The sequence below is a fragment of the Pseudomonas sp. fls2-241-R2A-110 genome (genome assembly GCF_030209165.1).
GTDB lineage: Bacteria > Pseudomonadota > Gammaproteobacteria > Pseudomonadales > Pseudomonadaceae > Aquipseudomonas.
On the sequence record NZ_JARVSN010000002.1, the window covers coordinates 131,249 to 143,665 of the forward strand.

Genomic DNA, 12,417 nt, shown 5'->3' on the forward strand with positions numbered 1-12,417 from the left:
CGGGCGGGCACCATAGCATGGTGTGCCCGCCGCAAGAGAAAAGGGAGCCAGAAGTTGTGGGTCCCGAATGCCCTATTTGTTAAACATAAACACTCCGCCTGGACGCTGTGCTGGAGCGCAACGGTATCCGATTCAGGGATGACCTGTTGCGCACGCTGCCGGAGCCTTGAGAGGCATCAGAGTTTCGACGCGAGGAGGCGCCGCTCACACTGTCGAGACCCGGCCTCAATCGAGTGATTTTCTCAAGCATCTCCATGGTATTCCACGTAATGCCAGTCAAGCTTTCGACCTCCAGTACCTGATCACGGAGCGCGGTCTGCGCTTTCACGGTGACCTCGTCCAGCAAACTTTGTTCGGCAATCAGTCTGTTGATGGTGGTGCTCATTTCACCGGCCTTGGCTTTTTTCTCAGCTTTTTCTTTGGTGCCTCTGAACTCGTCAACATAACCGCCGACTATCGGCCCCAGCGCAACACCAACCACTGCACCGGCCAGGGTCACGCCGGTGTTGATCATATTAAAGTGCCGGTTGACCTCTTGGGTCACGTCTTTTGGAGGCATCGAGCCATCTCCCTCTGGATCCCACGTGCCAGCAGGTGACCAACCGGGGTTAAACAGAGTTGCTTGTACGGTCAACTGTACGGCCGCCGTGAGAATGGTCGAAACGACTGCTGCGTTAGCAGGACTTGAAGTTCCGGTCGGAAGCAAGGCTAATCCGGCTCGCGAGTTAACCGTCCACAAAGTGGCTCGCTTCAACCATGAACCTTCAGGCTCAGGTTCAGGCGGTAGCGTGCCGGGAGGATTCTCCCGGGGATTGTCTACCAGCGCGGGGCTGTCAGAGAGGCTCATCGTACTGCCTGCGATTGAGCTGGTACTGGACAAAGACGAGGGGCCCATCGTAATGGTGGTTTGTTGAAGATTTTGCGAAGCCGGGCTCTTCATCCCCCCTTGGTCATCAACAAAGTTTATCGGGTTGTTTCCCACCATTTGATATGGATTCAAACCGTCCACGGTTCCCAACGGATCGGGATTGATCCACCGCCATAACCATGGCGCGTAATAGCGCAGCCCATAGTAATAAAGGCCACAGGCATCCATTTCCTTGCCGGAAAAACGGATGGTTTTGTAGGCGACCTCCAGCAAGGAAATCGCTATCAACCAAGCCGTGCCGCCAAACGGGTAATAGCCTTCGTGGCTGATCAGTCTTGCGTGTTGATCAAGTTCCATCAGGCTGGAACCCAAGTGGTCATGGAGGCTATATCGCAGCTGATCCTTATCGATCCCTTCAGGTTTTTTGTTGATCCAATGCAGGCAACGTACGTTGCCACGACCACCCGGCACGGTGATGACGTGCAGTTCCTCGCCGTTGTCACGGGTGCGGATTTCCAGTCCCCGCAGGTAGATCACCTGGTGAAAATGCGTGGTGGTCGCCGTATGGGTTTCATGTCGCTTGTAAACCCGAACGCCCTGGCTGTAGCGATAGCATTCTTCGTCGTTACGACCGTCGTCGCGTTCGACCAGCGTCACCGAGGCCAACTGATCGCGGGTGTTCCAGTGCAGCGGCCGCCCCAGGTGCAATTGCTGGAGATTGCCATGGCGGTCAAACAAGGTGTCGAAATCCGGTTCGGGATCACCCGCTTTCCAGCGCACACCACGGTTGCTGGTCGAGTCGATGCGCATATGGTGGGTGTAGCCGCCCACCGCGCGATCATGGTTCAACTTGATCAGGTGGCCGCCAAGGTCGTAGGTGTAAGTCTGCTTGTAATTGAGGTGGTTGTTGGGATCGCTCGGGGAAGGTCGGCCCGGCAGCTCGGCACTCGGGGCGGCGTCATGGCCGGTGGCGCTGGTCACTTGGTACAGCGAGTCGTAGGTGAATTCGCGGTGACCATCGATGAGTTGGTTGGCGAAGTGCACTGGTTTAAAGGTGAGGTCGTCGATGCGCAGAGGGTTACCGACCGGGTCGTAAAGGTATTGGAAGTGCTGCAGCAGTGCTTGCCCGGGAACACCGGCGCTCATGCTGTCCAGCTGACCATTGGCCTCGTCGTACCTCCAGGTGCTGACCACGTGGTTTCCGGCAATTTGCTCAACGATCTGGCCGGCGGCATTGTACCGGGCGTTTTCAAGCACGGTTTGCCAGGGGCCCGTGGGATCAAGCCGCAGATGAACCTGATGTAATTGCCCGGCCCTGTCGTACCGCATTTGTTGCTGATGTGCACCGGCATCGGTCTGGGCCACGACCACACCGAGCGGGCCGAAGGTTCGGCTGCTGGTGAAGGTGCCCCCCTCGGTGATCATTTGGCTGTCGCGCAGAGGATGGCCGTGCAGGCTGAAGCTGCTGCACTCGGATACACATGCGGCATCGACTTGCCTGATCGGTCGGCCGCACAGGTTGTAGGCAGCATCGGCCGATGAGTCGGCGTAGGTATTGCTCTGGACGATGCCCTGATCGTTCTCTTCAAGCGTGAGCATACGCAACTGATTGTCGTAGGTGCTGTGCCAACGGTTGCCCCGTCCGTCCCAGCGCCGAAGGGTTTCACCCGCCAGCCCGGCCAGGATTGTGCGTTCGCCGCTATCAACGCTGCCGACTCTCACCGCTTGCCCGGCCAGTCCGTAAATTGCCGTCATATTGGGTTTGGGGGCATCAACCAGTCGCGCGTCCCGTTGCTCCACCCGCCTGCCGATAACATCAAAGTGTTGCCGGGTAATGAGCGTTTCCACGGGACCGCCCGCCACCGTGCGCCAATAGGCAATCTTGCGGACTGCCAGGCCCCGCGAGTCAAAGGATTTAACTGACGGTGTTTGCCAGTCGACAGTGGACATCATCGATTCCCCGTCTTGAGTCCTTTCGCGTCCGGCCCAACGTAAGTGTCATTGAAGTCCAGGTTGGTGATGTACCAGGGATGATTGACGACGAGCGCAGTATCCCCCTTGGCGTTGATGATCTTGATGAGGCGACCCATTACGTCGTAGAAGCTTTTATCGTGATGGCCGAATACCTTGAAGCAATCGTCATTGATGTAGCCGTAAGCGTTGGCGAAATAGGGGCGATAGGTTCGTACGGGTAATCCCTTGTTGTTGTATTCCACGCGTTCGCTGATGCGCCAGCGTTGATCGGCGTGTGCAATCTTTGGCTTGCCGTCCTCGATGACCAGTTTGCCGTTTTCCACGACATAAGCCTCACCGGGCTCGACGCGTTGCTGAGTTTGCAAGGGTCGTTCAAAACCGTCGACCAATGACAGGGTGATGTGGATATTCGCTGGAACATCATCACCCGGGTACCGGTCAGCACTCAGGCGGACGCTGTGCACCGGCATGCGATCGACGGTATGCAACAAATCATTTAACGCTTGTTCCGCCGGCGTGCGCGTTCGGATCCTGGCCAGGCGCCTGCGGGCACTGGCGCGAATGTGACCGCTGGGTAACACGTAACCGTTGTTGATCCACTCGTTCAGCCATTCGGTTTTTTGTCTGGCCGATACGGGCAATATGCCCATCCAGCAGTGAAGATCCGTGCGCAAGGTGCTGGCCGCTTTTTGCAGCTCATCTTCAGGGTGCTCGATTGCCGTGTCGGGGCTTAAGTCTCCGCTGGGGACATAGTTTCTGATGAAGTCAAAGCCGACGGGTATAGCGTTTTCTGTGCCGTGAAAAGTGTGGGTGTGCACACCGGAAGGACCGTTATAGGCTTCCTCAGTATTATCGTTGGCGTCGGTGATGCTCTTCGTTAGCCCTGAGAAGTAATCCTGCTCGAAGTGAGTGGTGCAGCCATCCGGCTGCTCGACGCTTTTGATCACCAGACAGTACTCGTCATATTGCGCCTTGGTTATACCGTGGCTTTGCGTTTCGTTGTATTTGAACACTCGGTAGAATTTATCGAGGCCAGCATACGTAGCAAAGTTGTGTAGGGCAGACCAAAGATTTCTCTGTTCGTCCTCCACTTTGTCGGCCGTGTCGTCCGTGCCCAGAAGCAGCTCCATGGGCAGATATCCAATGTTCGCAAGTTCTGCCCGGATATCGATCGGGGGCGTTACGTTGCCGTAGACCTCCAGCGCGTTCTTGTCCAGATAAGCGATTTCCATCGTCCCTCGCAAAGCCTGTAAACAGGCTTTGTCCTTCGGCAACTCGTCATTGTTCGTGTCGACGTAGAGTTGCACCGATTGCGCGGTCAGTTCCCGCACAGCGGCCCATTCGAGGGACTCGAATGAATCCAGGAAGTCCTTATAAGAAATTTTTTCGGGGTTGAGACCCGATGGTGCTGTTCCTTTTGGCAAAACCAATGCGTTGCCGCGTTGCAGAAACGGCAGACCAATCCGCCAGCCCTGCAGGTCGACCAAGTGAATGAATTGGGCGCGGGTTTCGCTCAGGTAATAAGACTGTTGTGCTCGGTCATGTGCATCGAGCCACCATTTCATTTCGTCGGGGTCTATGGAAGGTGGATCATCCTTTTCGGTCTTGCGTCGGGCGTAACTGACCGTGAAGCTGTGGGTGGGCAGGCCGAATACGTCTCGCTTCAAATTGATGACGTGGCGGCACAATGGGTCTTCGACGATACGTTCGTAACGGTAGCTGATGTTCTCCAGCAGTGATGCCATCAACACCGAGTCGGGGTGGTGGCCGCGCTCACGCACTTCGCGCACGATGTAACGATTTTGCTCCACCAGAATGGGAGTGTCGGTGTCTGCGTCTTTCTCCGCTCTGGTTTCGACTCTCAATACGGAACCTGCGAGGGCGCGGGCGATTTCGCGGGCAATGCCCTCGTCGGCCGGCGTAATGATCTCTTCGCAATCGTCGACCGGGTGATACCGACAAAACAGCGTGTCATCCAGGCGGTGTGCCTTATCGTCAAGATTGAAATATCCATCGCGAGATGCATCAATCGCTCTGCCTGTGTGATACCAGATGTCAAGCAGCGCCGATTCGGTGAAACCGGTGTCGTCGTCATCTGACGCACTTTCACTGTCGGTTTGGCGCACGCGGCCGAAGCCCCGGAATTCGCGATCCGTACTGTCGTAGTAGCCCTCGAAATAACTGAAAAACTGATTCAGGCAATTGCCGGTGATTTCGTCGAGCTGGGTCTGTTGATTGACGACTTGCACGGCAAAAGGCAGGTAACACACGGGAGTTTTCCCGAGTTCGAGGATGTCCTTTTTTTCATCCAGCCAGAATTGCGCAGAACTTCTATACACCGCCTCGGTGAAACACCCCATGTTGTTATTGCTCGATGCCAGCAAATAGGGCTTGGCGCTGACAAAGTCATAACGCCAGTGTTGGGGCTTCATGTGCGTCACGGTCAGGATCAGGCTGGCGCAACCGAGCCCTTGCAGGTCGGCGAAGGTGACTTGGCACAGGTTGTCGTAACGCACGTCTTCGGGCCACGAGACCTCGATGGGTGTCTTTTCGAAACCGTTGCCGCTGCGGTTGAGGTAAATCTCAAAGTGATCCGATTTGAGATAGATCAGCGCCGGAGCGCCGGACCCGTTCAGGTCCGCGATGCGCACCCGGTTCGCGTCGAATGTTTCGTACTCGAAAACGGGGCCTTCGATAACAATGCCGGTGCCAAATTTCCCATGCCCGAGGTTTGGCCAGCATTTGATTTCGTTGTGACGAATGCGGCACAACCCGGTCATGTCGCTACCGAGCAGGTTGCCCAGAAACACCAGCTCAGTGGGTGAGTTGCTGATCAACGGCAGACGGTCATCGGCCGGCTCATGAGCGACGTCTTCGCCTTTGGCAAAACCGTCTTCGCGCCGGTTGGCGTAAAGGCGTACAGCGTTGGGCCCGATCAGGGCCAGGGAGTTGAGCCCGTCTCCGGTAAAGTCGCCCAGTTGCGAAAAAACGTTGAAAAACTCCACCGGGAACGCCGTGAACGGAATGAAGCCGGACCAGGTTTTATCCGGGTTCAGCGTATAAAAACCACACATTCCCGGCTCGGCAATAATCCAGTTCAGACGGCCTTCGCCGGTCAGGTCCATCAGGGCCTGATGCGCCTCCTTATTGCGGTTGGCGACCGGGATCTTTTTCAGGGCTGTCCAGGGGCCATACGTGATGTGATCGACATTGTCCGCGCCACGCAGCGGTTCGCGGTAATACCAGCATTGGTCATAGCAACACAGAAAGCCGGGAATGCTTTCGCCGAACAGATCAACACATTGATATGTCTGTCCATCCTCGATTGCCGGCATGACCTCGAACGGGAAAAATGCGCTTGGCTGCTTGTTGAGTTCGAAGGATGAGTATTCGAATTCCACCGGCGGCGAGGACTCCATCAGTCCGCTGGCGTCGTACGCCTGATAATGCGCCGCTGTGATCTGACTGTAGGGCCAGAGGTTGGTGTAGTCCGAGTACTCCAGCAGCAAGCGGCGCACCAGCACAGGTTTATCACCCAGTTGCGTAAAACTGTGGAACATCAGCACCTGCTGGCAGAGGCGCCGGGTGCCCACTTCAAAGCCTCGCCCATAGGACGAAAACGGGTCGTTACGGACTAACCAAGGCTCGAGTGTCGCGCCGTCATAAACCGGTTTTTCAGTCAGGCCCAGCGTACGTTCGCCGTAATCGAATACCACGTGAAAAAGCCATGAAGGTGGTGCTGACGTCGAGACATCCCAGCCGTACAACTGGTCGCTTGCCTGAACATTGCCATACAGCACCCGATGCAAATATCGCTGGGCCCGGTAGTCATGCGGGTCAGGAAGCTCGTCCTGTTTCTCTGACAGGTACTGGTAGCAAATATGCTCGCCAAGGGCGTTCATGCTTTCCTGCAACAGCCATGTCGCCACATGGAGTGGGGCTTGCGGGTCGACCACGCGGGAGCTGTCGTCTTTGCCGAAAAGGTGCAGGCTGCCGTCGGCTCCGTGCACCAGCCAGAAGCCCTCGGGCGTTAAGTCTGAGCGCCAGAACTCGATGAGCTCGAATGCCTGTTCGACCCGAGGCCTGTACCGCACCACCCTATGTTCGCCAATGCGTTGACCACGGTATTCGGACACCGTTCTGTACTCGATCTTGCCCTCGTCGTCACGATCGGGCATCACCTCCTGCCCCAAGTGGTTGATGAACACATCCTTGTCGTCGCGATAACGTGGCACGCCCTTGTCCGTCTGGCGGGTAAAGGCCTGAAGGTTCAAGCGCCAACCGATACCGAACGGACCGTTTCCCGACTGGCTGCTGTAACTCAGTGTGAGCTGAGGATCCCAGCCACGGCCCTGTGACAAGGGCAGAGGCAATGCAAAGGAGGTGGCTCCCGTCGAACCCGTTGTACCCCAGCTACTGCCGATGGTGGCGATTGAAGCGCTCTTGGCGATGGAGGGTTCAGTGATGCTCAGGGATGCTTGGTCTTGCATGGGGCTGATCCTGTTTTGGCCTGACGCTGTTGCGTGGCAACGGTGTCGCTGGGTAGGTCAGACGCTAACAAGATGGACGGTATTCGTAACCTGTCAGATCTGACAGGTCGGAAAGGTTTTTCTAGATCGAATCGCTGTAAGAAGAAGGCTTTTAATGCCGATAAAGGTTATGCGTTAACAAAAAAAACGGCCGGATCGTCATCTGACGAACCGGCCGTTGGGGTCAATCTAAGCGCTTACTGCACTTCGACTGCCAGGCTTTCACTGATCTTTTTCTGCCAGATGGCAGGACCGGTGATGTGTACCGACTCGCCCTTGCTATCAACCGCAACGGTCACCGGCATGTCTTTAACGTCGAACTCGTAGATCGCTTCCATGCCCAGTTCGGCGAATGCCACCACGCGGGATTTCTTGATGGCTTGCGCCACCAGGTAAGCCGCGCCGCCGACTGCCATCAGGTAAACGGCTTTGTGGTCCTTGATCGCTTCGATTGCGGTCGGGCCGCGCTCGGATTTGCCGATCATGCCCAACAGGCCGGTTTGCTCGAGGATCTGACGGGTGAACTTGTCCATCCGCGTCGCGGTGGTCGGACCGGCAGGGCCCACCACTTCTTCGCGCACCGGATCAACCGGGCCGACGTAGTAGATGAAGCGACCTTTGAGGTCCACCGGCAGGGTTTCGCCCTTGTTCAGCATCTCGACCATGCGCTTGTGCGCGGCGTCGCGACCGGTGAGCATCTTGCCGTTGAGCAGGACGGTTTCGCCCGGCTTCCAGCTCTGCACTTCTTCTGGTGTCAGGGTGTCGAGGTTGACACGACGGGCCGATGGGCCGGCTTCCCAGACGATTTCCGGGTAGGCGTCCAGCGGTGGCGCTTCCAAGGATGCCGGGCCGGAACCGTCGAGCACGAAGTGCGCGTGACGGGTGGCGGCGCAGTTGGGGATCATGCACACCGGCAACGAAGCGGCGTGGGTCGGGTAATCCATGATCTTCACGTCGAGCACGGTGGTCAGGCCACCCAGGCCCTGGGCGCCGATACCCAGTTGGTTGACCTTCTCGAACAGCTCCAGGCGCATCTCTTCGATACGGTTCTGTGGGCCGCGTGCCTTGAGTTCGTGAATGTCGATGGATTCCATCAACACTTCCTTGGCCATGACGGCGGCTTTCTCGGCGGTGCCGCCGATGCCGATGCCGAGCATGCCCGGTGGGCACCAGCCGGCGCCCATGGTCGGAACGGTTTTCAACACCCAGTCGACGATCGAGTCGGACGGGTTGAGCATGGCCATCTTCGACTTGTTCTCGGAACCGCCGCCCTTGGCTGCCACGTCCACTTCCACGGTGTTACCCGGAACGATGGAGTAGTGGATGACGGCCGGGGTGTTGTCCTTGGTGTTTTTACGAGCGCCCGCCGGGTCGGCGAGGATCGAGGCACGCAGGACGTTTTCCGGCAGGTTGTAAGCCTGGCGCACGCCTTGGTTGATCATGTCGTCCAGGCTCATGGTGGCGCCATCCCAGCGCACGTCCATGCCTACGCGAACGAAGACGGTGACGATGCCGGTGTCCTGGCAGATCGGGCGGTGGCCGGTGGCGCACATCCGCGAGTTGATCAGGATTTGCGCGATGGAGTCGCGGGCTGCCGGCGATTCTTCGCGCAGGTAGGCCTCGTGCATCGCCTGGATGAAGTCAACCGGGTGGTAATAGGAAATGAACTGCAGGGCGTCGGCAACGCTCTGTATCAGGTCGTCTTGCTTGATCACGGTCATGAGTCGCGCTCCTCTAAAAGACGGGAACATTCAATAAGGTGCCTGCGGCTTGGGTGTATCGGTCGATCGCAGACACCTTTCAAGGCACGCCGGGCATGCTGGCGCGACGCTAAAAAGGCGCGGCAGTATAACGCGCCTCGCTGGCGGGTACACGCGCCAACGGTCAATCGTTGGTCGCATACCGCCCACAAGTTCTGGGCAGAGACCAGGACTCAGATGAAACGGGACATGCTTTTGACGCCAGTTTTTTGCCCCGAAAATTGAATGGTCATTTGTCAGACACCCCACTAAAGTGGCATTCGGTCTGTAGAGTAGGACACTCGATCAGCCTCCTTTCGCACGGTGAGTCAACGATTGACCCATAACGCCATCCAACGGCTTTTGCTCAAACGCTTTGCCCTCGCAGCCGGCACTTACGCCCTGGCTCTGGTATTGCTGTGGCTGGCTTTTTTCACCGGGCATTACGATCAACCGTTGAGCAACGTGGCCGTCGGCAGTGCGCTGGTGGTGATCAGCCAGGCCGCGTTGTTCGCGATGTTTTTCAGCGGCTGCAACCTTAAGTGCGCCGACCCGAGCCTGACCGAAGTGCAAGTGTTGATGGGCCTGGGGTGGCAGACATGGCTGATCGCCAATCTGGATGTAGCCCGCGGTGCGTTTCTGGTGTTCTACGTACTGATTCTGCTGTTCGGCCTGTTTCATCTTTCGCGCCGGGCCTTTTTGCGCTGCACGCTGCTGGTGTTTTTCAGTTTCAGCGCAATCACGCTCTGGGAGGGTTACCACTTCCAGCTGACCGATCCTGCGCTGGCCGCGCTGCAGGTGTGCGTGCTGTTCATCGTGCTGGTGTGGCTGGAGCTGTATGCCCGTTACGTCCAGGCTTCGCGCCAGCGTATGCGCCAACGTCGATTTGCCTTGCAGGCGCACCAGGACACCCTTCGCGGGATGATGCGCCAGCTCGAAGACCTGGTCGCGACCGACGAACTCACCGGGCTGTTCAACCGCCGCCATTTCCTGCGCCTGGCCTCTCGAGAGCTTAAAGCCATGGACGCGGGCATAGTGCACGGCCTGGCCTTGATCGACCTCGACCACTTCAAACGCATCAACGATGTTCACGGGCATGCCGCGGGTGATCAGGTGCTGCAAGCTTTTGCGGCGGTGGCCAGCGCGTGCCTGCGCGATGGCGATGTGCTGGCCCGTTATGGCGGCGAAGAGTTTGTGGTGCTGTTGCCCGACTGCAATGCCGAGCGGCTGACCTCCTGCTGTGAACGACTGCGCATCGCCTTCACCGACGTCGAGTTGATCGGCCTGAAAGTGGGCAACCTCAGTTTGTCCGCAGGCATGACGCTGCTGGAGCTCGGTGACGATCTGGACGACGCGTTGCAGCGAGCCGATCAGGCGCTTTACCGGGCCAAACGCGACGGCCGCAATCGTTGCGCGGCGGCGTGGGAGAACGTCGATGCCTGAGTTGCGTGTCGGCGAGCGCCTGTGGTCTGTGGCGCCGGGCAGCAACCTGCTCGATGCCCTGAATCAAAACGGCGTGGCCGTGCCCTACAGTTGTCGCGCCGGCAGTTGTCATGCCTGCCTGGTGCAATGCGTCCAAGGATTGCCCAGCGACAGCCGTCCCGATGCCTTGAGCGCCGAGCAACGTCAGCAGGGCTGGCGTCTGGCGTGCCAGTGCCAGGTGGTCGAAGACCTGCAGGTGCACGCGTTTGATCCGCAGGTGGACGGTCGCCCGGCCAAGGTCGCTGCGGTCGATTGGTTGAGCACCAGTGTGTTGCGTTTGCGCCTGACAACCGAGCGTCCGTTGCGCTACAGCGCCGGGCAGCATCTGGTGTTGTGGGCGGGCAACGTGGCCCGGCCCTATTCCCTGGCCAGTCTGCCGGAAGAAGACCGCTTTCTGGAGTTCCACCTCGATTGTCGCCAGCCGGGAGCGTTCAGCAACGCGGCCCGCCAGCTGAAAATCGGCGATACGATCCGCCTCGGCGAACTGCGTGGCGGGGCGTTGCACTATGACCCGGACTGGCACACCCGGCCCCTGTGGCTGCTGGCCGCCGGCACTGGGTTGGCGCCACTGTTCGGCGTGCTGCGCGAAGCGCTGCGTCAGGATCACCAAGGCGCCATCCGCGTCATTCACCTGGCCCATGAGGCGAGCGAGCATTACCTCGCCAAACCGCTGCAAGCCATGGCTGATGGGCGTTCCAACCTCAGTGTCGAGTTCTGGACCCCGGCCGGGTTGCCGCAGGCATTGGCGCAACTGCGGCTTGTTTCCCGGCAAACCCTGGCCTTAGTCTGCGGAGCCCCCGACAGTGTCGATGCCTTTGCCCGGCGTTTGTACCTGGCCGGATTGCCGCGCAACCAACTGCTGGCGGATGTCTTTGTTCCCCGGGGTTGAGCGCTGATCGTTTAACGACGCGAGACTCGCCATGCCCAATGCCATTGAAGTTGAACGCGAGCGCGGTCTGCTGACCCTGCGCCTGAATCGCCCCGAGAAGAAAAACGCCCTGACCCGCGCCATGTACAGTCACTTGGCCGAGGCGCTCAAGCAGGCCGATGCCGACCCTGAAATCAACGCCGTGCTGGTCACCGGCAGCGCCGAGTGTTTCACCGCTGGCAACGACATCGCCGACTTCATCCAGCAACCGCCGGGCAACCTCGACAGCCCAGTGTTCCACTTCATGCTCAATTTGCTGGAATGCCGCAAACCGGTGATCGCTGCGGTGGCGGGCGCGGCGGTGGGGATCGGCACGACCATGCTGCTGCATTGCGATCTGGTGTATGTCAGTCGTGATGCAAGGTTGCGTATGCCGTTCGTCAATCTTGGCTTATGCCCGGAGTTCGGCTCCAGCCTGATCCTGCCCCGAATGCTCGGCCATGCCAAAGCGGCGGAGCTGTTGCTGCTGGGTGAAGGTTTCAGTGGCGAACAAGCCGCGCAGTGGGGCATTGCGACCGAGGCACTGGGCAGCGGCGAGGCGACGTTAGCCAAGGCGCGGGAGATGGCGTTGCGCTTTGAGTCGTTGCCACCTGAGGCAGTGCGCGTCAGCAAGCAATTGATGAAAGCGCCGGACCGGGAGTTGTTGCGCAAAGTGATAGAAGAAGAGGGCGCGTTATTCACGCAGCGGTTGCGTTCGCCGGAGGCGATGGCGGCGTTGTCGGCCTTTATCAATCGGCATTGAATAATGCGGTGACTGGGCTGACGCCATCGCGAGCAGGCTCGCTCCCACATTGGATCTGTGGCGTTTCACAAATCCCCTGTGGAAGCGAGCCTACTCGCGATGGGGCCAGTCCAAACAACACATCTTCCGGACCAGAAACCAAAAAGCCCCGCCAT

General features: G+C 58.5%; 6 protein-coding genes. 3 read left to right on the forward strand and 3 right to left on the reverse strand.

Annotation, left to right across the window (positions count from 1 at the left end; translation table 11 throughout):
• Positions 1-79 precede the first annotated feature (79 nt).
• From QRN31_RS00995 to QRN31_RS01005, 3 genes are all read right to left on the reverse strand, one after another.
• Positions 80-2,818 carry an RHS repeat domain-containing protein gene (locus QRN31_RS00995; RefSeq protein ID WP_285429584.1) on the reverse strand — a complete coding sequence of 913 codons (2,739 nt, stop codon included), beginning with the start codon at positions 2,816-2,818 and terminating at the stop codon, positions 80-82.
• The gene (locus QRN31_RS01000; RefSeq protein WP_285429585.1) at positions 2,818-7,332 is read right to left on the reverse strand and encodes a SpvB/TcaC N-terminal domain-containing protein; all 4,515 of its coding nucleotides are present in this window, start codon (positions 7,330-7,332) and stop codon (positions 2,818-2,820) included. The genes QRN31_RS00995 and QRN31_RS01000 overlap by 1 nt, the downstream gene beginning before the upstream one ends.
• A gap of 236 nt (positions 7,333-7,568) precedes the next feature.
• Entirely contained in the window at positions 7,569-9,092 is a 1,524-nt protein-coding gene (locus tag QRN31_RS01005) for a fumarate hydratase (RefSeq protein WP_285429586.1), read from the reverse strand.
• Between the two features lie 354 nt (positions 9,093-9,446).
• Here QRN31_RS01005 and QRN31_RS01010 point away from each other — a divergent pair, with 354 nt between their 5' ends.
• From QRN31_RS01010 to QRN31_RS01020, 3 genes are read left to right on the forward strand one after another with little or no spacing between them, the layout of a single operon-like run.
• Positions 9,447-10,553, forward strand: a complete 1,107-nt coding sequence (locus QRN31_RS01010; protein WP_285429587.1) for a GGDEF domain-containing protein — start codon at positions 9,447-9,449, stop codon at positions 10,551-10,553.
• Entirely contained in the window at positions 10,546-11,481 is a 936-nt protein-coding gene (locus QRN31_RS01015; RefSeq protein WP_285429589.1) for an iron-sulfur-binding ferredoxin reductase, read from the forward strand. Before QRN31_RS01010 ends, QRN31_RS01015 begins: the two co-directional genes overlap by 8 nt.
• 31 nt (positions 11,482-11,512) lie before the next feature.
• Positions 11,513-12,262: an enoyl-CoA hydratase-related protein gene (locus QRN31_RS01020; RefSeq protein ID WP_285429590.1), complete on the forward strand. Its 750-nt coding sequence runs from the start codon at positions 11,513-11,515 to the stop codon at positions 12,260-12,262.
• The last annotated feature ends 155 nt before the right edge of the window (positions 12,263-12,417 follow it).

Coding starts and splice junctions, on each gene's coding strand:
- QRN31_RS00995 (WP_285429584.1), bottom strand. CDS start 2,818: ATGTCCACTGTCGACTGGCAAACACCGTCAGTTAAATCCTTTGACTCG.
- QRN31_RS01000 (WP_285429585.1), bottom strand. CDS start 7,332: ATGCAAGACCAAGCATCCCTGAGCATCACTGAACCCTCCATCGCCAAG.
- QRN31_RS01005 (WP_285429586.1), bottom strand. CDS start 9,092: ATGACCGTGATCAAGCAAGACGACCTGATACAGAGCGTTGCCGACGCC.
- QRN31_RS01015 (WP_285429589.1), top strand. CDS start 10,546: ATGCCTGAGTTGCGTGTCGGCGAGCGCCTGTGGTCTGTGGCGCCGGGC.
- QRN31_RS01020 (WP_285429590.1), top strand. CDS start 11,513: ATGCCCAATGCCATTGAAGTTGAACGCGAGCGCGGTCTGCTGACCCTG.